At 74.0% G+C, this 23,159-nt stretch carries 21 protein-coding genes and 3 pseudogenes; 10 read left to right on the forward strand and 14 right to left on the reverse strand.

Translation table 11 applies throughout. From position 1 onward, the window contains the following. Positions 1-151: 151 nt before the first annotated feature. Positions 152-949 carry a hypothetical protein gene (locus tag AB0910_RS03610; protein ID WP_366742844.1) on the reverse strand — a complete coding sequence of 266 codons (798 nt, stop codon included), beginning with the start codon at positions 947-949 and terminating at the stop codon, positions 152-154. Between the two features lie 467 nt (positions 950-1,416). On the opposite strand from AB0910_RS03610, the gene AB0910_RS03615 reads away from it, so the two are divergent. The 5 genes from AB0910_RS03615 (at position 1,417) to AB0910_RS03635 (ending at position 7,765) form a co-directional block, all read left to right on the forward strand. Continuing rightward, positions 1,417-4,431 (forward strand): nitrate- and nitrite sensing domain-containing protein, encoded by a 3,015-nt coding sequence (locus AB0910_RS03615; protein ID WP_366742845.1) that lies wholly within the window; start codon positions 1,417-1,419, stop codon positions 4,429-4,431. After that, positions 4,428-4,955, forward strand: coding sequence for a roadblock/LC7 domain-containing protein (locus tag AB0910_RS03620; RefSeq protein ID WP_366742846.1), 528 nt, complete (start codon positions 4,428-4,430; stop codon positions 4,953-4,955). The genes AB0910_RS03615 and AB0910_RS03620 overlap by 4 nt, the downstream gene beginning before the upstream one ends. 182 nt (positions 4,956-5,137) lie before the next feature. Beyond that, positions 5,138-5,533 (forward strand): DUF742 domain-containing protein, encoded by a 396-nt coding sequence (locus tag AB0910_RS03625; protein WP_345647463.1) that lies wholly within the window; start codon positions 5,138-5,140, stop codon positions 5,531-5,533. 127 nt (positions 5,534-5,660) lie between these two features. After that, positions 5,661-6,263: an ATP/GTP-binding protein gene (locus AB0910_RS03630; RefSeq protein ID WP_366743021.1), complete on the forward strand. Its 603-nt coding sequence runs from the start codon at positions 5,661-5,663 to the stop codon at positions 6,261-6,263. A gap of 221 nt (positions 6,264-6,484) precedes the next feature. Beyond that, complete coding sequence (locus tag AB0910_RS03635; protein WP_366742847.1) at positions 6,485-7,765, forward strand: styrene monooxygenase/indole monooxygenase family protein; 1,281 nt, start codon at positions 6,485-6,487, stop codon at positions 7,763-7,765. A gap of 88 nt (positions 7,766-7,853) precedes the next feature. On the opposite strand, the gene AB0910_RS03640 is transcribed toward AB0910_RS03635, so the two are convergent. From AB0910_RS03640 to AB0910_RS03655, 4 genes are all read right to left on the reverse strand, one after another. After that, complete coding sequence (locus AB0910_RS03640) at positions 7,854-9,005, reverse strand: C40 family peptidase (RefSeq protein WP_366742848.1); 1,152 nt, start codon at positions 9,003-9,005, stop codon at positions 7,854-7,856. A gap of 207 nt (positions 9,006-9,212) precedes the next feature. Then, positions 9,213-9,533 carry a hypothetical protein gene (locus AB0910_RS03645; RefSeq protein WP_366742849.1) on the reverse strand — a complete coding sequence of 107 codons (321 nt, stop codon included), beginning with the start codon at positions 9,531-9,533 and terminating at the stop codon, positions 9,213-9,215. A 10-nt stretch (positions 9,534-9,543) separates the two neighbouring features. Beyond that, the gene (locus AB0910_RS03650) at positions 9,544-10,269 is read right to left on the reverse strand and encodes a TetR/AcrR family transcriptional regulator (RefSeq protein ID WP_366742850.1); all 726 of its coding nucleotides are present in this window, start codon (positions 10,267-10,269) and stop codon (positions 9,544-9,546) included. 35 nt (positions 10,270-10,304) lie between these two features. Then, positions 10,305-11,261 carry a diiron oxygenase gene (locus AB0910_RS03655; protein WP_366742851.1) on the reverse strand — a complete coding sequence of 319 codons (957 nt, stop codon included), beginning with the start codon at positions 11,259-11,261 and terminating at the stop codon, positions 10,305-10,307. Positions 11,262-11,457: 196 nt separating this feature from the next. On the opposite strand from AB0910_RS03655, the gene AB0910_RS03660 reads away from it, so the two are divergent. After that, the gene (locus AB0910_RS03660) at positions 11,458-12,348 is read left to right on the forward strand and encodes an ADP-ribosylglycohydrolase family protein (RefSeq protein ID WP_366742852.1); all 891 of its coding nucleotides are present in this window, start codon (positions 11,458-11,460) and stop codon (positions 12,346-12,348) included. A gap of 108 nt (positions 12,349-12,456) precedes the next feature. On the opposite strand, the pseudogene AB0910_RS03665 reads toward AB0910_RS03660, so the two are convergent. The 4 genes and pseudogenes from AB0910_RS03665 to AB0910_RS03680 form a co-directional block, all read right to left on the reverse strand. Continuing rightward, a pseudogene (locus AB0910_RS03665) lies at positions 12,457-12,915 on the reverse strand (amidase family protein); the annotation flags it as partial. A 38-nt stretch (positions 12,916-12,953) separates the two neighbouring features. Beyond that, positions 12,954-13,331: a hypothetical protein gene (locus AB0910_RS03670; RefSeq protein WP_366742853.1), complete on the reverse strand. Its 378-nt coding sequence runs from the start codon at positions 13,329-13,331 to the stop codon at positions 12,954-12,956. Between the two features lie 137 nt (positions 13,332-13,468). Further along, entirely contained in the window at positions 13,469-14,017 is a 549-nt protein-coding gene (locus tag AB0910_RS03675; RefSeq protein ID WP_366742854.1) for an ATP-binding protein, read from the reverse strand. After that, positions 14,014-14,328, reverse strand: coding sequence for a recombinase family protein (locus AB0910_RS03680; protein ID WP_366742855.1), 315 nt, complete (start codon positions 14,326-14,328; stop codon positions 14,014-14,016). Before AB0910_RS03680 ends, AB0910_RS03675 begins: the two co-directional genes overlap by 4 nt. 260 nt (positions 14,329-14,588) lie before the next feature. Between AB0910_RS03680 and AB0910_RS03685 the strand changes: the two genes are divergently transcribed. Beyond that, on the forward strand, positions 14,589-15,449 hold the full coding sequence (locus tag AB0910_RS03685; protein WP_366742856.1) for a helix-turn-helix transcriptional regulator: 861 nt from the start codon (positions 14,589-14,591) through the stop codon (positions 15,447-15,449). 16 nt (positions 15,450-15,465) lie between these two features. Further along, positions 15,466-15,672: a DUF397 domain-containing protein gene (locus AB0910_RS03690; protein ID WP_366742857.1), complete on the forward strand. Its 207-nt coding sequence runs from the start codon at positions 15,466-15,468 to the stop codon at positions 15,670-15,672. A gap of 58 nt (positions 15,673-15,730) precedes the next feature. Here AB0910_RS03690 and AB0910_RS03695 read toward each other — a convergent pair whose 3' ends face one another. The 4 genes and pseudogenes from AB0910_RS03695 to AB0910_RS03710 form a co-directional block, all read right to left on the reverse strand. Then, positions 15,731-16,231 carry a GNAT family N-acetyltransferase gene (locus AB0910_RS03695; RefSeq protein ID WP_366742858.1) on the reverse strand — a complete coding sequence of 167 codons (501 nt, stop codon included), beginning with the start codon at positions 16,229-16,231 and terminating at the stop codon, positions 15,731-15,733. A gap of 43 nt (positions 16,232-16,274) precedes the next feature. Then, positions 16,275-17,753: a penicillin-binding transpeptidase domain-containing protein gene (locus AB0910_RS03700; RefSeq protein ID WP_366742859.1), complete on the reverse strand. Its 1,479-nt coding sequence runs from the start codon at positions 17,751-17,753 to the stop codon at positions 16,275-16,277. Between the two features lie 434 nt (positions 17,754-18,187). After that, positions 18,188-19,513: pseudogene (locus tag AB0910_RS03705) on the reverse strand (FtsW/RodA/SpoVE family cell cycle protein); the annotation flags it as partial. A 109-nt stretch (positions 19,514-19,622) separates the two neighbouring features. Then, entirely contained in the window at positions 19,623-20,105 is a 483-nt protein-coding gene (locus AB0910_RS03710; RefSeq protein WP_366742860.1) for an SH3 domain-containing protein, read from the reverse strand. A 284-nt stretch (positions 20,106-20,389) separates the two neighbouring features. On the opposite strand from AB0910_RS03710, the gene AB0910_RS03715 reads away from it, so the two are divergent. Continuing rightward, positions 20,390-21,208 (forward strand): nuclease-related domain-containing protein, encoded by an 819-nt coding sequence (locus tag AB0910_RS03715; RefSeq protein ID WP_366742861.1) that lies wholly within the window; start codon positions 20,390-20,392, stop codon positions 21,206-21,208. Between the two features lie 88 nt (positions 21,209-21,296). On the opposite strand, the gene ligD is transcribed toward AB0910_RS03715, so the two are convergent. After that, positions 21,297-22,211: a non-homologous end-joining DNA ligase gene (gene ligD / locus AB0910_RS03720; protein WP_366742862.1), complete on the reverse strand. Its 915-nt coding sequence runs from the start codon at positions 22,209-22,211 to the stop codon at positions 21,297-21,299. A 60-nt stretch (positions 22,212-22,271) separates the two neighbouring features. Here ligD and AB0910_RS03725 point away from each other — a divergent pair. Next, positions 22,272-23,078 (forward strand): annotated as a pseudogene (locus AB0910_RS03725) (Ku protein); the annotation flags it as partial. Positions 23,079-23,159 lie beyond the last annotated feature (81 nt).

Below are 23,159 nucleotides of genomic sequence, written 5' to 3' on the forward strand. Positions count from 1 at the left end.
TCGAACGAGTGAGAGGGTCGCTCGCGCGGGAGGGTGAGGAGCGCCCGGCAAACATCCCTTACGGGTGAAACCCGACGCTCGGGCGGCTCCCGTCCGGGGTCTCACCGGCGCTCCCGCGCCCGCCCTCGCCCGCCCTCCGGCCGCGGTCCGCTCACAGCTCGGCGAACGTCGCCGTCGCGTCGTCGTGCCGCTTTCCCCGTACGTGCTCCGCGGCGCCCTCCAGAGCCCGCACCCGGGCGATCAGCTCCCGCGCGCCGCGCTCGCGCACCAGCGCGAGGCACTCCGCCCAGCCGCCCTCGCCGAACATCTCCACCCAGCGGGCCGCGCCGTCGGTGAGCGCGAGCAGGGACCGCACCTCGGCGGCCGGTGCGCTCCCGGTCACCGCGCGCGCCGCGACCGAGGGGTCGGCGGCCGCGGTGAAGAAGCCGCCCTCCGCGTTGCGCAGCGCGTCCGTGGTGGCGACCGACCGCTTCACCTCGGCGGGGACGTGGTCGAGCCGGTCGTCGACGAGCGCGGTCACCCGCCCGTCCCTGTCCTCCCGCAGCAGGGTGGAGTCGGAGAGGACCAGGTGCTCGACCGTGCCTCCGGCGCCTCCCGGGCTCTCCGGGCCCCCGCTCCACCGCGCGAGCACCACCGTCGCCTGAGGGGTGCGTACGTGAGAAAGGTCACAAGTGTCCCGATGTTCCGCGGCCGTCGCCGCGATCGCCGAGGCGAGGATCTCGGTCAGGGACAGGTCCCGGCGGGAACCGCACAGTTCGGCCAGTGCGCCGCCGAGGCGTGCCGTGAACCACGGGACCCCGTGTACACAACCGTCGGGGCCTGCCGGTGGCGTGACCCCGTCAAGCAGCACCAGTGCGCCGCCCTCGCCCGCGGCGGGCGCGATCACGGAAGTCCAGTCCTCGTTGGGTCGTCCGGCCGTTCCCGGTGCGGTGGCGAGTTCGAAGCGCATGGCGACCAGTCTGCCGGAGCGGGGGAGAGCGGGAGGAGGTGTGAAGGGAACCCGGCCCACCTGCGCCGTTCACCCACAGGGCCCGCACGGATCGGCGTGCCGGGGGCCGCGGGGGGCCTCCGGCCGAAAAACGATCACCGGGACCGGGCGCCGCGAGGATGCGGGCGGGCATCCTTCCAAAGCCCGCGCCGCAGGTCCATTCGCCCCGCTGGGCAGGCTCGTGGCACATGCCAGGGAAAGTTGAAGGCCAACTCCTTCGTGATGTTCACTCGTTCAGGTGGCGGGTCGGCCGATGCGCGTCTTCCTCCGTGAAACCACTGGAATGGTCGGAAGCCGTGCCAGGGGCTGGGGGTGGCTCGTCGTGACCCGCCGTCACCTCTGCTTCATGGGCGGACGAGTCGAGAATGCGAGCACCGGTGCAGAAGAAGCGGCCTCGGGGGAACGGCGGTGTGCGGGGCGGCACTCCGATGGGGCGCCGTAAGCGGGTACGCACGCGGCTCGTCGCCGGCGTCGTGGTCACGGGCATCGTCGTGGCCGCGGCAGGCACCCCCGGCCTTCTGTACGCCTCGGCGCGGCTCGACGACGCGCAGCGGCTCGTCACCCTCGCCCGGCTCGACCGCCAGGCCGTCTCCCTCTCCGACGCCCTCGCGGACGAGCGCGACCAGGTCGTCGTCTTCGTCGCGGCCGGCCGCCCCGCAGAGGACGGCGACAGTGCGAAGGACGACGGCGAGGACGGCTTCCGGGCCGCGGGCGACCGCGTCGACCGGCAGATCACCGAACTCGACGCCCTCGTCGCGGACTCCTCGGTCCCGGCCGCCTTCGCCGGCCCCCTGAAGGACCTCGGCACCGTCACCGCCGTCCGCCGCGCCGCCGTAGCGGGCAAGGGCTCGGCCGTCGACGCGTACACCGCGTACTCCCGCGTCGTCGACTCGCTGCTGCGGCTCGACGCCCAGGTCGCCGACCTCGCGCCCGCGGGCGCCGCCCCCGGCGCGCGCGCGGACGCCGACCTCGACCGCGCGGCCGACGAGGCGTCGGCCACCCGCGGGCTGCTGCTCGCCGCCCTGGCCGTGCCGGTCGGCCAGTCGACCGTCAACCCCATGACCGGGCTGCCCATGGCGGACTCCGGCTCCGCCGAGGGCAAGGCGCGCGACGCGCTCAGCGCCGCCGCCCAGCTGGCGCGCGTGCGCGAGCGCGCAGCCCTCGACGCCTTCGACGCCACGGCGGGCGCGGCGGACCGCCGCGCCTGGGCCGACACGGTCACCGGCGCCGGTGTGAAGGCCGCAGAGGGCTACCTCGACCGGCTCACGGCCGCCCCCGAGCTCTCCGACACGGACCTCGACACCGACCGCGGCAAGCTCGACTCCGCGCTCACCGCCAGGATCGACCAGATGCGGGGCGCGCGCTCCGGGCTCGCCGCCGACCGGCTCAAGGGCTTCGAGAAGCTCCGCGACGACGCCGTGCGCGACCTGGAGCTGCGCGCCGCGCTCGCCGCCGGGTGCCTGGTGGTCGCCGTCGTGGTGTCGGCGGCCGTGGCCCGCACGCTCACCAGGCCGCTCGCGGCCGTACGGCGCGGCGCCGCGCGGCTCGCCGCCGCACCGGCGACCGAGGGCCCGGCGCGCCTCACCGGGCGCAACGACGAGTTCGCCGAGGTCGTACGAGCCCTCAACACACTGCACGCCAGGGTGCTCACGCTCACCGACCGCATCGGCGAGCGCGCGGCCGCGGACGCCGCCGGCCCCGTCGGCGGCCCGCAGGCGGCCGAGGCCGCGGAGGAACACGCCGCGCTCCAGGCCCGGATCGCCGAGCTGAGCGACCGGTTGAGGCAGCTGCGGCACACCGTGCGGCACACCTTCGTCAATCTGTCGCTGCGCAACCTCGGCCTGGTCGAGCGCCAGCTCGGCGTCATCGAGTCGCTTGAGGAGCGCGAGCAGGACCCCGAGCGCCTCGCCACGCTCTACAAGCTCGACCACATGGCCACGGTCATGCGCAGGCACAGCGAGAACCTGCTGGTACTGGCCGAGCACGAGCAGAGCCACGCGCACGCGGGCCCGGTCCCGCTGGTGGACGTCCTGCGCGCAGCGGTCAGCGAGATCGAGCCCTTCGAGCGCGTCACCATCCAGACGCTGCCGCCGCACGCCCAGGTCGCCGGGCACGCGGCGGACGACCTCAGCCACCTCGTCGCCGAACTCCTGGAGAACGCGGCCTCGTTCTCGTCGCCCGATGCGGCGGTCGAACTGTCCGGCTGGCTCCTGGAGTCGGGTGAGGTCATGCTCTCCGTCGTCGACCAGGGCATCGGGCTCACCGACGAGCGGCTCACCGAACTCAACACCAGGCTCGCCGTGCCCGCGGGCGCCCCGCCCGCCCCCTCGGGGCCCCACGCGCGCACCGAGGGCCTCGGCCTGCGCGTCACGGCCCTGCTCGCGGCGCGCCACGGCGTACGGGTCGAGCTGCGCAGGCAGCAGCAGGGCGGCGGCATCACGGCGGTCGTCAACCTGCCGCAGTCGCTGCTGCCTTCGGCGCCGCCCGCGGTCGGCGAGGACGCGCCGGTGCCCGACAGCGCGTCGGCGCTGAGCCTGCCGGGCTCGGTCGCCGAGGCCAACTCCCCTGTGCTGCCGGTGCGTCCGGGCTCGGGCCCGGCGGGCGACCCGGTGATCGCGGCGGCCGAGGCGTCCGTACGGGCGGCGGAGCGCGCGGGCACTCTCGGTGCTCCCGCGCACTCCGGGCCGAGGGCACGGGACCAGGCTCGGACAGCGCTGGAGCAGTCGGCCCCCCAGGGGCTGCCCGTGCGGCAGGATCCCGCTCTGCGGGCGGCTCCGGTGCCCCAGGCGGCGCCCGGCACGCCCGCGGCCCAGGGCGGCAGGGCCCGCGTCCCCGCCGCCAGGCAGCCCCGTGCCGCAGCGCCGGGACCCGACCCGTACGCCATCGGGCCTGACGCGCACGAGCGGCCGGCAGGAGGCCCCGACCAGGACACGTTCACCATGCGGCTGCCGGGCCCGCAGGGGGGCGCCCCCGGCGGGCAGCTGCCCAAGCGGGTGCCGCGCGCGGTGCGGACCGCGGGCGCGGCCCCGGTGCGCAAGCGCGGTGTGGACCCCGAGGAGCTGCGCCGTAGACTCGGCGGCTTCCACCAGGGCGCGAAGGCGGGCAGACACGACGCGGAAGCGGAGATCCGGCAGGCCGAGGAGCCGCAGCGCCCCGGGGCCGCCGCGGAACGGCACGGACAGCAGGGCCCCGCCTGGCAGTTCGAGGGGCAGCAGGCGGCCGCGGCGGGGCGTGCGGTACAACAGCTCCCCGGGCAGCAGCCGGTGCAGCGGCCCGCGGGGCAGCGGCTCCCGGGGCAGGTCCCGGAGCAGCAGGCCGGGCCGTACGGCGGGCCCGCGGGGCACCAGCAGCCCCCGGCCCACCGGAACGACCACCAGCAGGACCACACGGCACAGCGTCACACCGAAGCGGCGGGGGACACAGTCGAGGAGGCACACAGTTGACTGCGACCGGCACGTTCGGACTGAGTTCCGAAGCCCGGAACCTGCACTGGCTGTTGAACAACCTGGTCGAGGAGGTGCCTGGCGTACGCTCCGTCGCCGTCGTCTCGTCCGACGGCCTGATGCTGCTCTCCTCCGACCCCGGCCAGGCCGAGGCGGCGGCCGCGCCCGAGGACGCCGACCGCCCCCAGGGGCCGCGCGGTTCGAGCGCCGACCTCGCCACCGTGGTCTCCGGCATCGGCAGCCTCACCATCGGGGCCGCCAAGCTGATGGAGGGCGGCCCGGTGAAGAACACCATGGTCGCCATGGAGGACGGCAGCCTCTTCGTCATGGCCATCAGCGACGGTTCGCTGCTCGGTGTGCACGCCGCGCCCGACTGCGACATGAGTGTCGTCGCGTACCACATGGCCCTGTTCGTGGGCCGCGCGGGACACGTCCTCACGCCCGAGCTGCGCAGCGAACTGCGCAGGACCATGGAGGGCGGCGGCGGGAGCGGCGAGGACGCGGGCCACGGGAGCGGCCGGTGACCCGGTCGTCCACGCCCTGCGGGCAACTGCCGGACGAGCGGCGGCCCGGTGGCCCGTCCGCGTGCGAACAGGCGGGCGAGGGGCAGGCGTTCGACCCGGAGCGGGGCACCGCCGCGCCCCGGGACCCGGAGCGGGGCACCGCTCCCCGGGACCCGGGGCAGGGCACCGGCCGCCGCAGGCGCCTGCCGGCGCCGGGGCTGCCCGTGCGCGGCGGCGGCCACCGCGCGTCGCGCGTCCGCCCCTACTCGCTCACCGGCGGCAGGACGCGGGCCGAACACGTCCTCCAGGTCGAGACGTTCGTGGCGGCCATAGAGGCGCCCCAGGAGCGCAGGGAGCTGCCGCGCCGCGGCTCGTCCCGGGTGATGCCCGAGATGCGGGCGATCGTCGAACTGTGCCGCAGAATGCGGACGGTGGCGGAGGTCGCCGCGCTGCTGAAGATGCCGCTCGGTGTGGTGAGGGTGCTGCTGAGCGACCTCGCCGACCAGGGAAAGATCAGGGTGTACGGGACCGGGCACGGCACCGAACAGCCGGACCGTGCACTGCTGGAAAGGGTATTGAGTGGACTCCGCCGTCTCTGACGACACCGCAGTCACCGAGGACGAGGCAGCCGCAGGCGCCGCCGCTGCAGGGGCCGGTACCGTCGCCGAGGAGAGAGCCGCCACCGCCGAGGGCACCGAGTCCGATGCCCGGGCGGAGGTCGGGGTGATGGCCGTCTCCGAGCCGGAGGAGAGCCTGAAGCCGTGGCAGCTCGACCGCAGCAGGGCCCCCGCCGCCACGAAGATAGTGATCGCGGGAGGCTTCGGCGTCGGCAAGACGACGTTCGTCGGGTCGGTCTCCGAGATCCCGCCGCTGCGCACCGAGTCGCTGATGACGGCGGCGAGCGCCGCCACCGACGACCTGACGGCGGTGCCCAACAAGGTCACCACCACCGTCGCCATGGACTACGGGCGCATCACGCTCGACAACGACCTGGTGCTCTACCTGTTCGGCACGCCGGGGCAGCAGCGCTTCTGGTTCATGTGGGACGACATCGTGCGCGGCGCGATCGGCGCCGTCGTGCTGGTGGACACGCGGCGCATCGACGACTGCTTCCCCGCGCTCGACTACTTCGAGACGTGCGGGCTGCCGTACATCGTCGCCGTCAACCACTTCGAGGGCGCCCAGGCGTTCGACCCCACGGCCGTCAGGAACGCGCTGTCCGTCGCGGACGACGTGCCCCTGCTCATCATGGACGCGCGCCAGCGGGTCTCGGCCGTCGAGTCGCTGATGACGCTCGTGCGGCACGCGCTCGACTCCGGCACGGACTGACGGGACGCCGGGCCCGGCCCGCCCGCCGGTGCGCCGGGCGCACGCCATTCGCGGGCGTGCTCGTGCCGAGTCGGTGTCACGGCGCGGCCGCTTCGCCGTACGGTGGGCGGGTCGTCGGACCGTACGGCGAGGACGGGGCGGCGGTGTGCGGGGCAGCGCACAGGACGCCCGATGCCGTACGGGCCGCCGCCCTCGGACGGACGCACATGGGGGAGCAGCACATGCGGAAGATACTGATCGTCGGCGCCGGACAGTCGGGGCTGCACCTGGCGCTCGGCCTGCGGGCGCACGGCTACGCGGTCACCCTCATGTCCAACAGGACGCCCGACGAGATCAGGAACGGCCGGGTGATGTCCACCCAGGTCATGTTCCACACCGCGCTCCAGCACGAGCGGGACCTCGGCCTCGGGTTCTGGGAGTCCCAGACGCCCCGGCTCGAAGGCCTCGGCATCTCGGTCGGCGACCCCGGCGGCGGCCGTGCCGTCGACTGGCTCGGCCGCCTCGACCACTACGCCCAATCCGTGGACCAGCGCGTCAAGATGGCCGCCTGGATGGAGACGTTCGCCCAGCGCGGCGGCCAGTTGGTGATCCACGGCTGCGCCGTCTCCGACATCGACTACTTCGCCGACAGCTACGACCTCGTCCTCGTCGCCGCAGGCCGGGGCGAACTGGTGTCGATGTTCGGCCGTGACCCGGCGCGCTGTGCGTACGGGACGCCGCAGCGCGCCCTCGCCGTCGCCTACGTGCACGGTGTGGAGCCCCGCCCCGAGCACCCCGGTGTGGATGCCGTGCGCTGCAACCTCGTGCCCGGTGTGGGGGAGTTGTTCGTGATCCCGGCGCTGACCGTGGGCGGCAGGGCGGACATCCTCTTCTGGGAGGGCGTACCCGGCGGCCCGCTCGACGTGTTCCACGGCGTCACCGACCCCGACGACCACCTCGCGGTGGTGCTCCAGCTGATGGAGCAGTTCGCACCGTGGGAGTACGCGCGCGCCACCAACGTCGAACTCACCGACCCGGGCGGTGCGTTGGCGGGCCGGTTCGTCCCGACCGTGCGGCGGCCCGTGGCGTCGCTGCCCGGCGGCGGGCTCGCGCTCGGTGTCGCCGACGTCGTCGTCACCAACGACCCGGTGACCGGGCAGGGCGCCAACTCGGCGGCGAAGTGCGCCGCGGTCTATCTCGACGCGATACTGGCGCGCGGCGAGCGGCCCTTCGACGCGCAGTGGATGCGCGCCACCTTCGAGATGTACTGGGAGCAGGCGCGCCACGTCACGAAGTGGACGAACACACTGCTCGGCCCGGCGCCCGAGCACGTGGAGCGGCTGTTCGGCGCGGGCGAGCGCCTGCCCGCGGTGGCGGACCGCATCGCCAACGGCTTCGACGACCCTGCCGACTTCGAGGACTACTTCTACGACCCGGAGCGCGCCGACGCGTATCTCGCGCGGGCGGCGGCGGCGAGCGCGTGGCCCGGCGTGCGGGGTGCGCGTAGGATCCGGGGCGCCTGAGCCGGGCGCGGGGCGCGGGCGGGCCCTGCCGCCCCGGTGGGCGGGGCGGCAGGCCCCCGGCCGTCCGCGCCAGGACGGGAGGCGCGCCCTACAGCGCGTGCGCGGCCGCGTCGCTCCCCGTACCGCTTCCTGTGCCGCCTCCCGGGTCCCCAGGGAGGGCGGGCGGCCGGTACGCGGCCGGGCTGAGCGCCGCGCCCGCGGGGTCCGGGCGCACGGCGCCGAGCAGCGGGTTGGCGGCGAGCGGCGAGACCTTGACGCGGGCGCCCGGCCGCGGGGCCTGCACGACCCTGCCGTCGCCCAGGTAGATCGCGACGTGCGTGGCCTTGGGGAAGTACACCACCAGGTCGCCGGGGCGCAGCCGGCCGAGCGGCACGTGCGGCAGGGAGTGCCACTGCTCCTGGCTGGTTCGCGGCACCCGCACGCCCGCGTGCGCCCAGGCGCGCGAGGTCAGCCCCGAGCAGTCGAAGGAGTCGGGGCCCGTGGCGCCCCACGCGTAGGGCTTGCCGATCTGCCCCACGGCGTAGCGCAGCGCCGCCGCGCCCGCGGCGGTCGGCGTGGCGGGCGCCGCCGCGCGCCCCTGCGGGCCGAGCGCCCCCGAGGCCACGAGGTCCTGCTGCGCCTTGGCGGTGCCGCTGCGGTCGAGCGCGTCGAGCCGCGCGAGCTGCTCGGGGGTGAGCCGGGCGAGCACCCCCTCGACCTGCCGGAGCTTGGCCTCCGCGGTGTCGCGCTGCTTCTTCCTCAGCGCGCTGAGCCGCTGCTGCGCGGCGAGCGCGGCGCTCGCCGCCTGCGCCGCGGCGTCCGCCTGCTGCTTGCCGCGCGCCAGCTGGTCCTCGGTGGCGACGGTGGAGCGCGCGGACTGGGAGAGCATGTGCTGCTGCTCGGCCGCGCGCTCCGGGTCGTCGGCGAGCAGCAGCTGGAGGTAGCCGGACAGCTCGGGCGTGCCCCGGTACTGGGCACGGGCGATGGCGCCCGCCGCGCCCCTGCCCCGGTCGAGCGCGGCCCGCGCCGTGGCGAGGCCGCCGCCCGCCCGCGCCACCTCGGCGCGCTGCTTCGCCAGCGCCTGCGAGGTCGCGTTGTACGCGTCGCCCGCCGCCTCCGCCTGCTGGTACAGGCTCTTGAGCTGGGTCAGCAGCTCGGCCACCCCGCCCGGCTGGGGCGCGGCCGAGCCGGGGACCGCGGTCAGCACGGTGGCCGCGGCGGTCGCCATGGCCGTCGCACAGGCGGATCGCAGACGTGACATGCCCTTCACCTCCGAGGCGGTGCGCCGGGGGCGGGTGGGGTGCGATCGGGTCCGGCGCTCCGCGGAATGATGAACGCCACATCATGGGATGAGCTGACGAGTACGCCGAATGGCGGCGGAATTCCACCCAGGAGGGGGCGCGCGACGCCCTCAGGGGGCACGTGGACCGCCGCCGGGTCCACACTCCGCGGGTGCCGCCGTGCGGCGTCAGCGGGCGCTGGTGCCGGGGCCGCCGTCCTCGGATGCCGGGGGCCGCGGGGGCGCGGGGCGGCGGGTCCAGGGCCGGCGGGGGCCCTCGGAGGCATGGCCGGCGGGGGCGTACTCGTAGCGCCAGCCGCGCTGGATGCCGAGGCGCCGGGTGTAGCCCGCGGGCACCCTGCGGTACGCGTGCACGGTCGGCGGGCCGCCCGCCGCGTCGGGCACCGGGACGTCGTACCACTTCGGGGGCAGGCCGGTCAGGCCCGTCAGGACGGGCAGCACGCGCCCGTCGAGCGGGCCGCCGACGAACGGGGTGTCCTCGCTTCTCACCCGCCCAGTCTCACCCGGAGGCCGCGGACTCCACCAGCGGGGCCAGCCTGCGGGCGAGCGCCGCGAGCGGGCCGTCCTGCGTTTCCTGCGCGGCGAGCGCGGCGGCCGTCGCCGCGGTCTCCTCGTCCCGCGCCGCCGTCGTGACGAGCAGCACGACCAGGTGGTCGACGAGCCAGTCGCGCAACTCGCGGGCGTCCGGCAGTTTCTCCTCGTCGAGCCAGGTCAGCGACGCGGACTCGACCGCGGCTATCCAGGTGCGCACCAGCATCCGCAGGCGCGGCCCCGGGTGCTGTGCGCCCAGGTGCAGCAGGATCTGCTCGGCCGCGGCGCGCCGCACCTCGTCCACGATCGCCGTCGTGCGGGACGTCTCGCACACGCCACCGCCGCGCAGCAGCGCGCTGAACCCCGCCGCGTGCTCGTCCACGAAGGCGAGGTAGCGGTCGAGCACGCGCCGCAGCCGCTCGGTCGGCGGGCCCGCCTGCGGCTCGGTGAAGCAACGTTCCAGCTGGTCGGCGGAGGAGCGCACCGCCGCCTCGTACAACTGCTGCTTGCCGCCGGGGAAGTACCGGTACACCAGCGGCCGCGACACGCCCGCTGCCGCCGCCACGTCCTCGGGCGTGACCGCCTCGGGCGGTCGCTGCGCGAACAACGTCAGGGCCGCTTGGAGCAGTTGGGACCTGCGCTGTTCCACGCTGAGCCGGCGGTACGCGGGAGGCGGGGACGTGGCAGCGGTCATACGGGAAGCGTAACCACTCGCGCCGCGCGGCGCGTTCAGGCGAGGAGACCCGAGCTGCGCCACAGGGCGCGCCCCGGCCCGTTCAGGACGCCGATGTCGTCGAGGAAGTCCGTGAGCTTGCGCGCGCCCGACTGCATGACGTCGCGCCTGTGCCCGCTCGCCTTCACCTGCTCGACCGCCTCGCGCCGGTCGAGGCCGACGTTCTCGTACACCTGCGGGTTGACGAAGCACACCGAGAACACCCGGGCCGAGTGGCCGCTCGTCAGCCGGGTGAAGCCGCGCTCCCAGCGCGGGGCGGTCACCATCTGGCGGCGCAACTCCTCGCGCGCGTACCGGACATGGCGCGCCTCCTCGATCACGTGGATACGGGTGACGCCGCGCACCAGCGTCTGCACCCGCTCGTCGGGGAAGGTGAGGCGCTGCATCCAGTCGAGGATCTCCTCGCCGAGCAGCGTCGCGGCGAACGAACCGGGCGTCGTGGACGCCGTCTTCAGCACGCGCGCCATGTTGTGGTACACCCGCGGCACCGGGTAGGCGGGCGCGCCGCCCTTCTTGATCATGCGCGCGAACATCTTGGAGTGCCGGCACTCGTCGGCTATCTCCGTGAGCGCGTACCGCACATGGTCGCTGACGACGGACTTGTCGTAGATGTGCCGCACCAGCAGCTGCATCAGGATGATCTCGAACCAGATGCCGAGCGAGGCGAGCGAGGCGGCCTCGTGGCGCGCCAGGTCCATCCGCTGCTCCTCGGACATGCGCCGCCACAGGGGCGTGTCGTAGAGCGAGACCAGCTCGGGGGGCCAGAACCACTTGCCCTCCTCGGCCGGCGCCTCCCAGTCGAGCTCCTTGTCGGGGTCGAACGAGTGCCGTGCCGAGGACTCCAGCAGGCGTTTCGCCATCTGCTCGCGGTCCTTGAGGGGGCCGAGGGCGTCCCTGAGCACGGGGTCGTTCATCACCGTGTCGCGGCTGGCCCGGGCGGGCGCGGTGGTCATGGTGTGAGCCTCCTCGGTGGCTGGGAGGGCGGGTTACCGGCGGTCACCCCCTATGAGACTGCTTGTCAGCAAGGGGCGTCAATCCCCTGTGCGCCACTTGTTGACTCGTTGTCCAGCAAGCGGGGCGGCCGGATCGCGCCGCACGGGGCCGAAACCGCGCGGGTGTGTTCCCGGCCGCGCGCGTCACGATGGTGGTATGACCGCGACCACCCCCACAGGCGGCCCTGCGGCCGCGCGCCGCAGCCTCGAAGGACTCGCCACGGGCGACGCCTTCGGCGAGCGGTGGTCCCCCCGCTTCCGCGAACCCGAGGCGGCACGCGCCCACATCAGGGCCCGAAGAACGCCCGCGGAGCCCGCGTGGCCCTGGACGGACGACACCGCGCTCGCGCTCGCCCTGTACCGGGTGCTCGCCGAGCGCGGCACCGTCGACCAGGACCGCCTCGCCGCCTGCTTCGGCCTCGCCTACGACGCCCACCCCGGGCGCGGCTACGGCTACGGCATGCACGTGCTCCTGCCCGCCCTGCTCGCCGAGCCCGCGTCCTGGCGCAGGCTCGCCCCCGGCCTCTTCGACGGCGGCAGCCTCGGCAACGGCGCCGCGATGCGCGTCGCGCCGCTCGGCGCCTGGTTCGCCGACGACCTCGACCGCGCGGCGAAGGAGGCGGCGCTCTCCGCCGAGGTGACCCACGCCCACCCCGAGGGCGTCGCGGGCGCCGTGGCCGTCGCGGTCGCGGCCGCACTCTCCGCGCGCGGCGAACTCGCCCTGGACGCCGTGGCGGACGCCACCCCCGCGGGCGCCGTGCGCGACGGCCTCGTCCGCGCCGCCGCGCTGCCCCGCACCACCGCGCCGGACGACGCGGCCGCGCTGCTCGGCAACGGCACCGGCGCACGCGCCGACGACACCGTCCCCTTCGCCGTCTGGACCGCCGCACGCCACCCCGACGACCTCCCCTCCGCCCTCTGGGCCACCGCCGAGCCCCTCGGCGACGTCGACACCACGTGCGCCATCACCGCCGGCATCGTCGCCGCCCACCCCGCCGCCACCCTCGGGAACTGGCACCAGTACCGCGAACCCCTCCCACCCCACTGACCCGCCCGGTCCGCCGCGCGCGGGGCCCGCCCCGGGGCCGCCTCTCAGCCGCCGCCGGGAGTCCTTCGGCGGCGCGACCACCCCGCAGGGCCCCCGGGTGCGCGCTCGCCGTGCCAGCACCCCCGCCGCCGCGAGCCCCGTCCTGTCGGGGGACGGCAGCAGGCCGCTCGTCGTCTTCAGGCCGAACACCCCGCACCAGGCCGCGGGGATTTGCACCGACCCCGCGCCGTCGCTGCCCGTGGCGAGCGGCACCATGCCCGTCGCGACCGCCACTGCGGCCTCCGCGGACGAACCGCCGGGGGGGGCGGTCGTCGCGGTACGGGTTCACCGTGCGCCCGTACCGTCCGAGCCCCCACGTCTGCCAGGACGTGCCGCGCCCGCCGCGATCAACCGCCCGGCCGCGTACGACCGGTTCCCGGACGGCCCTTTGACCGCGAACGGCAGCCCCGCGAGCGGCAGCGCCGTGTCCACCGACCACGCGCGCGCCCTGGCCTCCTCCTCCCACACCTCCGCGAACGAGCGGAACGCCGGATCGAGCCGGGCGATCCGCGCCAACGACGCCTCCACCCGGCCGACGACCACACCACGCCGCACCGTCGCGGCCTTCACCGGGGTGCCCGGTCCACGCCGAGCTGCCGCGTCGCCCCGTCCACGGGCGACGGTCGGCGGAGCGCGGCCCTCGGCTCCCTGGTGCGCTGGATTTCGAGCGTCTGGTGCACGAGGTGGTCGTAGCCCATGCGGCTCAGGATGTTGCCGTCGCCCGGGGAGATCAATCCCGCCATCCTGCGGGTGTGGCGTCGCTTTCCGCCGCCCAGGTAGTCGAGGCTGGCGGAGCCGGTGAGCAGGTCTTGGACCACGCAGACGACCACCTGTAGGAAGTGGTCGTAGTTGGCAGCCGTTGCCTCCGTTCCGTGGCCCGTGCGCAACCAGGGGCCGAGCAGCTCATCGAGGTGGACCACGCTGTCGTCCGTGTCTCCCGGCATCGTCCAGGAAGCCGTGAACGTCAGGAAGTCCTCACAGGCGAGGGCGACTTCTTCGGTGCTGCGGTCGTGGAGGCGGGCAGGGCCACGGACCGGTTGTCCGCTGGGTCCGTACGCATGGTGACAAGGCTTTCCGCCGGTCACCGTGGCCCGACCATACTGAGGTGAGGGAGGCGGCGAAGCCCTTCGAGGACGCGTTGGGTGAACGCCAGGTCGGCGAGGAGCGGAGGGTCGACGGTCTGGGCGAGCGGTAGTCGCGCCCAGACGATCTTTCCGCCGGCGGTGGGGCGGTGGACGTCCCACCGTTCGCTCAGTGCGTCCACGAGGAAGAGGCCGCGCCCCCCTTCGGCGTCGGGCGTCTGCTCGGGTACGACGGGCGAGCCCTCTGCCCTGTCCCAGACCTCGACATACAGCCGCATGTCCACCACGCGTAGCTGTACGCCGATGATGTGGTGCGCCTCGACATCCTCCCACTGTGGTGCGGGATCGGTGAGGCCGGTCTCCTTGACCGCGTTGGCGGCCAGCTCGGAGACGATCAGCTCAGCGCTGTCGATGTGGTCGGCGAGCTGCCATGTCGTCAGCGTCTGCCGGACGAACTCGCGGGAGAGGCTGACGGCGGTGAGCACGGCTGCCAGGCAGATGCTGGACGTGGCGAACCGCCCCGGTGTCGGCGTCGCAGTTGATGTCATCGCGTGCTCACCTCGTACACCTCGGCGCGTGCGCGGTCCACGAGGTGCGCCCACAGGTGGTCCTGGAGTGGCCTGTTGCGGCCCAGGTGCCGGACGGACGGCACCACGACGGCCCGCGTTCCTGTGCGCCTGAGCTCTTCGATCAGCTCGACCAGAGCGCTGATGGCGCCGTCCTCCGCCTCCTGGTAGACGCGCATGAGGCAGTACCCCTCGCCCATGGCCCACCGCGCCAGTCGACGTTCTTCCTCCGCGATCTCACTGTCGGATTCCGCGGTGTGTAAGCGCATGTAGCCGTAGACGGGTGATTTCACGACGTGCCTCCCCGGACAGGGAGCCGTGCGGTTTCGTGCTGCCGCAACGGCTGATGGATCGACACGCCCTCGACAGCCTCTGTTGCTGAGAGTGTTCGCTACCGGACGTGCCGTGCTTGTGCTTGCTCAGCATGCCTCCGCCCGGCAGTACTATGCAAGTAGTCGAATGCATTGATTGCACTTACAACTCAAGTTGCTGGAACGAGCAAGGCTCGGCCAAACTCGCCCGTGACAGCCGTGCACATGAAGGGATGGGGCGAGTGGCGCCGAAACGGCATGCACCCCCGATTCGCCTGCGCCGACTGGCGGCAGAGTTGCGGCGGTTGCGCGGCGTGAGTGGGCTGACCAGAGAGGACATCGCCGAGCGGACAGGCATCAATGCGGCGACGCTGTACCGGATCGAGACGGCGAAGGTGCGTCCGCAGCGCAGGACGCTGGTCGGGCTGCTGGATCTCTACGCGGTCACCGATCCGCAGCGCTCGGAGATTCTGGAGCTTTCGCGCACCGCAGACGAGCAGGGCTGGTTGCGGCCCTATCACGCGGATCTGCCCAACGAATACACTGCTTACATCAGCTTCGAGGCCGAAGCGCGTGGCGTGCGGAACTACGAGTCGCTGTTCGTGCCTGGCCTGCTGCAGACCGAGGACTACTCCCGTGCGGTGATCAAGGGTGTGTGGCCCACGGCCACCACCAAGGAGGTCGACCAACGGGTACAGGCGCGCGTTGAACGGCAGGCTCTCTTCAAGAAGGAGAGTCCCCTTGAACTGTGGGCGATCGTGGACGAGGCGGCGCTGCAAAGGAAGGTGGGCGGCCTCAACGTCATGAGCGAACAGTTGAGCCGCTTGGTCGAGTCCGCTGCCGAGCCGTACATCACGCTCCAGGTTGTCCCCTTCGGTACGGGTGCGCACCCTGGGATGCCGGGCAGCTTCGTGCTGATGGACTTTCCGGAGGCCGTGGACCCGTCAGTCGTCTACATCGACAGCATGGCCGGTGACCTCTTCCTGGAAGCGGAGGAGGACATCCGGCGGTACAACCAGATCTTCGACTACCTGCGTGCTCAGGCGTTGAGTCCTGGTGACTCAATCGACCTCATCGACAAGGTGCTTCGAGAGACTTGCTGAGAGGAGGTTGTACGAGATGAAACAGACGGATCTTTCCAAGGTCGTGTGGCGTAAGAGCAGTTACAGCAGCGCCAACGGCCAGTGCGTCGAAGTCGCCCAGGCCGGCGAGGCGGTGGCCGTGCGCGACAGCAAGGACCCCGCTGGTTCGGCACTGGTCTTCGCCGCGGGTGAGTTCACCGCGTTCGTGCGTGGTGTCACGTGCGGCGGGTTCGACCAGTTGTAGGCGCCCGTGTCGAGAGCGCCCGGCCTGACTTCAGGCCGGGCGCTCTTGTGTCGCCGCTCTACCGCTGGTCGCTCACATCGCGTTCGTACCAGGTGCCGGGTCTGCCGCCGAGGTGGGCTGGGGCGGCGGGGGCTGTGGGGGCGAAGCCGGACTTGGCGAGGACTCGCTGTGAGGCGGCGTTGTCGCGGGCGACGGCCGCGCGCAGGGTGTGCAGGCCGTGGTGTGCGGGGGCGAGGCGGCACAACTCCCGTACGGCCGCGGTCGCGAGGCCGCGGCCCGTGGCGTGCTGGGCCATCCGGTAGCCGAGTTCGGCGGTGCCGTCCCGGATGTCGTAGAGGTTGAACCTGCCGAGGACCGAGCCGTCCTCGGCGACGAGCAGGTAGAAGGCGCAGACGCCGGCGTCCTGTTCGGACAGCAGGGCACGGTAGCGGTCCGCGAACCCCGCGAAGAACGCGTCACCGCGGTCGGAGACCGAGGCGGCGAAGTAGGCGCGGTTCGCCGACTCGAAGGCCAGGACCGCATCGGCGTCACCGGCGCGCAGCCGTCTCAACTCGGGCACCGGCCGACTCTACCGGGACGGCGCCGCCGCGGCGCGGGATCTCCTACCTGCCCGCCGCGCCGCCGCCCCCGTCCGCGAGCGCCGCCCGCATCACGGACCTGGCGATCGGCGCCGCGACACCGCCGCCCGTGATGTCGGTGCGGTCAGCCTCCGCGTCCTCCACGACGACGGCGACCGCCACCCCGGGCCACGCCGCGTGCTTGGCCTGCGCCCAGGCGATGAACCAGGCATACGGGAGACCCTTGTTGGCGACGCCGTGCTGCGCCGTGCCCGTCTTGCCGCCCACCGTCGCACCCGCGAGCGCCGCCCGGCCGCCCGTGCCCGAGCGCACCACGTCGACCATCATCCGGCGCAGCTCGGCCGCGGTCGCCGGGCTCATCACGCGCGCGTACGTCCGGTCGGGCTCGTGCGCGACGAGGCGCCCGTCGGCCGTCGTCGTACGGTCCACCAGGCGCGGATAGCGCAGCACCCCGCCGTCTGCCACCGCCGCCGACACCATCGCCATCTGGAGCGGCGTCGCCGTCGTGTCGAACTGCCCGATCGACGAGAGCGCCAGCTGGTCGTCGCCCATGTGCCGGTCGAACGTCGATCTGGCGACCGGTGAGGGCACGCGCAGCGACGCGTCGTTGAAGCCGAACCGCTCCACCGTGTCCAGCATCCCCGCGAGCCCCACCTTCACCCCGAGCCCCGCCATCACCGTGTTGCAGGACCAGGTGATCGCGTACTCCAGCGAGGCGTCGTCGCAGCCGTCCGCCTCGTTGGGCAGGCTCGTCCTGGTCCCCGGCAGCCGGTACGGGGAGGGGATGCCGGTCGGTGCGCCCGGATCCTCCACCACACCGGACTCAAGGGCCGCGGCAGCCGTCACGATCTTGAAAGTCGACCCCGGCGGATAGGTGCCCCGCAGCGCCCTGTCGAGCATGGGCTGCGTGTCGGCGCCGTTGAGCCGCGTCCACGCCTCCCGCACCCTCTCGCCCGTGCCCGACAGCTCACCCGGGTCGTACGAGGGGCTGCTGACCAGCGCGAGGATGCGCCCGCTCGTCGGCTCGACGGCCACCACGGCGCCCCGCCGCCCCGCGAGCCCCGCGTACGCGGCGCGCTGCGCCGACGCGTCGAGCGTGGTCACCACGCGGCCGCCCCGGCCGAGCCCGTGCGGGCCGCTGCCGCCGAGCAGCGTGCCGAGGCGCGGGTCGCTGCCGGAGAGCACGCCGTCCTCCGCGTCCTCAAGGCCCGTCGAACCGTACGTCTGCGATGCGAAGCCGGTGACCGGCGCGTACAACGGGCCCTGCGTGTACGTGCGTTCGTAGCGCAGCCGCTGCCGGGTGTCACGCGATCCCGTGACGGGGCCGCCCCCGACCAGGATGTCGCCGCGGGGCGCCCCGAACCGCTGCACGCTCGGCCGTACGTTGCCGGGGTGCCCGTCCAACCGGCCTGCCTGCACGCCCTGCACCCGTACCGCGTTCGCGAACAGGGCCACGAGGAGCAGCAGGCAGAAGACGGCGGTGTGCCGGATCTGGCGGCTCACCTGCCGCCCTCCGGCGCCGGATCGGCCTCGCCGCTGCGGCGGCCGCGCGCCCCCCGGCTCTCGTGCGGGCCGCGTCTGCCGCGTGCGCTGCGCCTGCCGCGTCCACCGCGTCCGTCGAGTCGGTCGCGTGCGTCGCGTGTGTCAGGCCCGCCGTGTGCGTCGTGCCGCACCTCGGCCTCGGCCTCCCGTGCGGTGCCCGCGGCCCGTACCGTCCCGGTCTCCCGTGCCGTCCCGGCCTTCCGCACGTCCGGCGCGTCCGCCGGCTCCGGTGTATCCGCCGTCTCCGTCGCGTGCGCCGCGTCCCGCGCGTGCGCCGCGTCCCGCGCCTGTGCCGCGTCCGGCCGTACGCCGTCAGCGTCCACGCGGGTCAGGCGCAGCAGCGGGGTCCGGGGCGGCGGATCGTCGTCGGCCGGTGCGGGCGCGCCCTCCGCCGCCGGATACGGGCGCCGCGCCGCGTCGCTGATCCGCAGCAGCAGCGCCACGATCACCCAGTTCGTGACGACCGACGAGCCGCCCTGCGCGAGGAACGGCATGGCCATGCCGGTCAGCGGGATCAGTCCCGTCACCCCACCGGCGATCACGAAGACCTGGAGCGCGAGCAGCGCCGCGAGCCCCATCGCGAGCAGCCGCCCGAACGGATCGCGCAGCACGAGCGCCGTGCCGATCCCGCGCGCCACGATCAGCCCGTACAGCAGGAAGATCGCGGTGAGCCCGAGCAGGCCGAGCTCCTCGCCCGCCGTGGCGAGGATGAAGTCGGACTTGGCCGCGAAGCCGATGAGCGTGGAGTGGCCGAGCCCGAGGCCCGTGCCGGTGATGCCGCCCGCGGCGAACGCGAACAGCGACTGGGCCAGTTGGCCGGGCCCGATCCCCGCGTCGATCGAGGCGAACGGGTGCAGCCAGTCCTCCACCCGGCTGTGGACGTGCGGTTCGAGCGAGCCCACGGCGTACGCGCCGAGCCCCGCGAGCCCCAGGCCGACCGCGATCCACCCCGTACGCCCGGTCGCCACGTACAGCAGGATCACGAAGACCCCGAAGAACAGCAGCGACGTACCGAGGTCCCGCTCCAGCACCAGCAGCACGACGCTCAGCAGCCACACCGTCACCAGGGGGCCGAGCATTCGGCCGCTCGGCAGCTGGACGCCGAGGAGCCTGCGGCCGGTTGAGGCGAGCGCGCGGTGGTTCGCGGCGAGGTACGCGGCGAAGAACAGCGCAAGCAGCACCTTCGCGAACTCGCCCGGCTGGATGGACAGGCCGCCGATCCTGATCCAGATCTTGGCGCCGTTGACGGCGGGGAAGAGGATCGGCACCGCCATCAGCGCAAGCGCCCCCACCACGGAGACATAGGCGTATCGCTGGAGCACGCGGTGGTCGCGCAGCGCGAGCACGACCACCACGAACAGCGCGATGCCGAGCGCCGACCAGACCAGCTGGGCGGGCGCCGCCTGCTCGTCAGGCGTCTCCAGGTCGAGGCGGTGGATCAGGACGAGCCCGAGGCCGTTGAGCAGCACGGCGATGGGCAGCAGCAGCGGGTCGCCGTGGCGGGCCCGCAGGCGCACCGCGAGATGCGCGGCCAGCGAGAGCACGCCCAGCCCGAGGGCGTAGCCGGAGACGTCGGGCGGTACGGCCCCGTCCCTGCCGAGGCCGACCGCCGCGTACCCGAACACCGAGATGAGGACTGCGCAGACGAGGAGCAGCAGCTCGACGCCCCGGCCGGTGGGGGCGCGGGGCGTGGAGGGAGCGGGCTGCGTCGGTGCGGACATGGCACGCAACGTAGCAAGCAGACATACTTTATGTCTGTTTATGTAACGACGTGAGGCATGTCGGTGCCGGTCGCGTACCGCCGCCCGCGCCGGCACCGCAGCCGAGGGGTCAGCACCAGCGCGGCACGGCCCCGATGTTGTCGATGTAGCGTGCGGAGCCCCAGGCCCAGGTGCCGTCCGTCAGGAGGTACCAGCGGTTGTTGCCGTCGACGCTGTCGCCGCGGGTCTTGCAGAAGATGTGCACGACGGTGCCGTACTTGGCGAGGCCGACGACGCGGCTGCCGCGGGTGGGCTTGTCGCGGAGGTAGAGCCCGCCCCTGGCGACGACGCGGCCCTTGTACCGGCCCTGCTGGGCGGTCTGGTTCTGCGTGGCCTGCTGGTCCTCGGGGGGCTGCTGGGCCTGCTGGTTCTGGGTGGCCTGCTGGGCCTGCTGGTCCTGGGGGGTCTGCGGGGCCCGGTCGGCCTGCTGGCTCTGGGCCGCGGGGTCGGCGGGCGGCTGGTCGGCGACCGCGGGGACGGCGGCGAGTGCCGCTGCGGCGAGCGTGGCGGCGGCGAGGGTGGTGGCGCGGAGGCCGAGGGAACGCAGGGGCATCGTTACTCCTGGTGACCTGAGGGGTGGGGAGCCGGGGAATCCGCATCCGGCTCGCCCGATTCACCCTAGTTTCACCACGGAGAGTCCGCAAAACATCACGCAGCGCATGCGGCGGGCGCCGAGCGGGCCACAGGGGGGGGCAGTCGGGGCGGGCGGGCAGGCGTGCGGGGCGCCGAGGGCCCGGGAGGCGGTGGCCGATCGAGACCCCGGCCGCCCGGAGGCTTCACCCTTCTGGTTGCACGGGCGCCCCGGCTGCTGGTCCCATGGTCGGGGGGTGATGTGCGATGCCACGTCTCCGTGTCACGCCGGCGCGGCACCACGGCCGCGAGCGGCTCTACGTCACGCTTCCCGACGGCACCGGCGTCGCCTGGTTCGACCGGGAGTCCGGCCGGATCAGCCTCGTCAGGGCCGACCGCGAGGAGGACGTGCTGGCGGCGCTCGCGCCCTACGTCGCGGGCGAGGTGACCGTGGGGCCGCCGCCCGTGCCGACCCCCGCCGAGCTCGACCGGCTCTCCCTCCACCCCGACGACGACCTCGCACCGAACCGCCCCGGCGAGGCGCTGTACGCGGCGCTCGACGCCGACCCCGCGTCCGCGCCCGTACGCCTGCTGCACCGCGACGCACGGCGGGACGCCCTGGCGGCGCAGCGCCTGGTCGGCGAGGCGCTGGACGCGCTGGAGGGCGCGGGCTGGCGGGTGCTGCACGCCGTGCCGCTGCCGGGCGCCGCCACCATCGACCACCTGGCGATCGGCCCTGCGGGCGTGCTGGCCGTACGGACGCTGCCGGGCCGCAGGCGGCGCGTGCGGATCGCCGACCCGATGGTCCGCGTCGGCCGCGACCGGCCCGCGCCCCACCTGCGCTGGGCTCGGCGGGCCGCCGAGCGCGCCTCGCTCGCCCTCGCCACGGCGGTCGCGCCCGCGCTCGCCGTGCCCGGCGCGTCCGGCGTCGAGGCGCTGCCGTCCGCCGCCGGCGCCCTCGACGTACGGGTCCTCACGGACGGTGCCCTGGGCGCGCTCGCCCGGCTCGGAGGCGTACTGAAACCGGCCGACGTGGAGGCGGTCTACGCGACGGCGCGCAACCGGGGGACCTGGGCGCGGGCGTGAGGGGCGCTCGCGCCGCGTGGCTGCCCGAGGGACCCATGGGGCGGGGGCGCGCCCCGGCCGCGCGGCGACGGGGATTGTCGGACAGGCCCTAACCCGGCGGTGTGCCCTGGCCGGGCGGCACCCGGCCGCCGCCCTCGAACAGCGGCGCCATCAGGTCCCCGTACGCATCGAGCCGCCCCGGCATGTCCGAGGCCAGGAACCGCAGCGGATCGCGGCCCGCAGCGCACGCGGCGACCTCGTCCCAGGTGACCGGCGCGGACACCGTCGGCTCCGGCCGCGCGCGCACCGTGTACGGCGTAGCCGTGGTCTTCGCCGCGCTGTTCTGGCTGTGGTCCACGAACACCTTCCCCGGCCGCAGGTCGCGCCGCATCCGGTGGACGACCAGCTCGGGCAGCGCCGCCTCCGCCTCCCGCGCGAGCCGCTTCGCGTACGCGGAGACCTCGGCGGACGGCGTCGGCGCGACCGCGACCAGCAGGTGCAGCCCCTTCGCGCCCGAGGTCTTGGCGTACCCGTCGAGCCCGTCCGCCGCGAGGCGCTCCCGCAGCCAGAGCGCGACCCCGGCGCAGTCCACGACCGTGGCGGGCTCGCCCGGATCGAGGTCGAAGACCAGCCGGTCGGCCACCGCAGGAGACCCCGCGGGCCACTGCGGCGTATGGAACTCCACCACCAGGTTCGCCGCCCACATCAGCGCCGCAAGACCGTCCACGACGACCTGCCGCCCCCGGTCCCCGCCCCGCCGCGCCGACCTGGGCACGTCGACCACGCTCACCCAGTCCGGCGTACCCGGCGGGGGGTTCTTCGTGAAGAACGCCTCGCCCTCCGCGCCGTCCGGATAGCGCAGGAAGGACACCGGGCGCCCCGCCAGATGGGCGAGCAGGGGCGCCGCGGTACGGGCGTAGTGGTGCAGCAGCTCGCCCTTGGTGGTGCCGGTGGCGGGGTACAGCACCTTGTCCAGGTTGCTGAGCGTGAGCCGTTGCCCCTCCACCTCGGTGATAGGCGTCATAAAATGATGTTCCCACGCGAAAGCCGTGTGAAGGTCATCGCAGATCGAAAGGGATGAACTGTGCGCTCGATATGGAACGGCACCATCTCCTTCGGACTGGTCGGCATCCCGATCAAGCTGATGAACGCGACCGAGAACCACGCGGTCTCCTTCCGCCAGATCCACCGCGAGGACGGCGGCCGCATCCGCTACCGCAAGGTGTGCGAGGTGGACGACGAGGAGGTCACCACCGCGGAGATCGGCAGGGCGTACGAGGACGCCGACGGCAACCTCGTACCGATCACCGACGAGGACCTCGCCGCACTGCCGCTGCCGACGACGAAGACGATCGAGATCGTCGCGTTCGTCGCGGCCGACGCGATCGACCCGCTCCAGATGGAGACGGCGTACTACCTCCAGGCGAACGGCGCCCCCGCCGCCAAGCCGTACACCCTGCTGCGCGAGGCCCTGAAGCGGAGCGAGAAGGCCGCCGTCGCCAAGTTCGCGCTCCGCGGCCGTGAGCGGCTCGGCATGCTGCGCGTCGTCGACGACGTGATCGCCATGCACGGCCTCCTGTGGCCCGAGGACATCCGCGCGGCCGACACCGTCGCCCCCGAGAAGGGCGTGACGGTGCGCGACGCCGAACTCGACCTGGCCGACGCCCTGATGAACACCCTCGGCCCCATCGACCTCGACTCCCTCCACGACGACTACCGGGAGGCCGTCGAGGAACTCGTCACCGCGAAGGCGGAGGGCGCGGCCCCGCCGGCCCCGGCGCGCTCGGGCGACGACGGCGGCAAGGTCATCGACCTCATGGCCGCGCTGGAGAACAGCGTCCGCGCCGCCCAGGAGGCCTCGGGCGACCAGGACGCCGACGTCACCCACCTCAAGGACCGCCCGCCGGCCCGCAAGCGCCCCCCGAAGAAGCGCCCGGGCCGCACCTCCGCCTGACCTCGAAATCCCTGTTCA

The sequence above is a fragment of the Streptomyces sp. NPDC047002 genome (assembly GCF_040704505.1).
GTDB lineage: Bacteria > Actinomycetota > Actinomycetes > Streptomycetales > Streptomycetaceae > Streptomyces.

What these genes read in the sequence shown, in the direction of transcription:
- AB0910_RS03630 (WP_366743021.1), top strand. Translation starts at nt 5,661, where the DNA reads ATGGCCGTCTCCGAGCCGGAGGAGAGCCTGAAGCCGTGGCAGCTCGAC.
- AB0910_RS03660 (WP_366742852.1), top strand. Translation starts at nt 11,458, where the DNA reads ATGACCGCGACCACCCCCACAGGCGGCCCTGCGGCCGCGCGCCGCAGC.
- AB0910_RS03655 (WP_366742851.1), bottom strand. Translation starts at nt 11,261, where the DNA reads ATGACCACCGCGCCCGCCCGGGCCAGCCGCGACACGGTGATGAACGAC.
- AB0910_RS03635 (WP_366742847.1), top strand. Translation starts at nt 6,485, where the DNA reads ATGCGGAAGATACTGATCGTCGGCGCCGGACAGTCGGGGCTGCACCTG.
- AB0910_RS03690 (WP_366742857.1), top strand. Translation starts at nt 15,466, where the DNA reads ATGAAACAGACGGATCTTTCCAAGGTCGTGTGGCGTAAGAGCAGTTAC.
- AB0910_RS03650 (WP_366742850.1), bottom strand. Translation starts at nt 10,269, where the DNA reads ATGACCGCTGCCACGTCCCCGCCTCCCGCGTACCGCCGGCTCAGCGTG.
- AB0910_RS03640 (WP_366742848.1), bottom strand. Translation starts at nt 9,005, where the DNA reads ATGTCACGTCTGCGATCCGCCTGTGCGACGGCCATGGCGACCGCCGCG.
- ligD (WP_366742862.1), bottom strand. Translation starts at nt 22,211, where the DNA reads ATGACGCCTATCACCGAGGTGGAGGGGCAACGGCTCACGCTCAGCAAC.
- AB0910_RS03615 (WP_366742845.1), top strand. Translation starts at nt 1,417, where the DNA reads ATGGGGCGCCGTAAGCGGGTACGCACGCGGCTCGTCGCCGGCGTCGTG.
- AB0910_RS03710 (WP_366742860.1), bottom strand. Translation starts at nt 20,105, where the DNA reads ATGCCCCTGCGTTCCCTCGGCCTCCGCGCCACCACCCTCGCCGCCGCC.
- AB0910_RS03670 (WP_366742853.1), bottom strand. Translation starts at nt 13,331, where the DNA reads ATGCCGGGAGACACGGACGACAGCGTGGTCCACCTCGATGAGCTGCTC.
- AB0910_RS03610 (WP_366742844.1), bottom strand. Translation starts at nt 949, where the DNA reads ATGCGCTTCGAACTCGCCACCGCACCGGGAACGGCCGGACGACCCAAC.
- AB0910_RS03675 (WP_366742854.1), bottom strand. Translation starts at nt 14,017, where the DNA reads ATGACATCAACTGCGACGCCGACACCGGGGCGGTTCGCCACGTCCAGC.
- AB0910_RS03715 (WP_366742861.1), top strand. Translation starts at nt 20,390, where the DNA reads ATGCCACGTCTCCGTGTCACGCCGGCGCGGCACCACGGCCGCGAGCGG.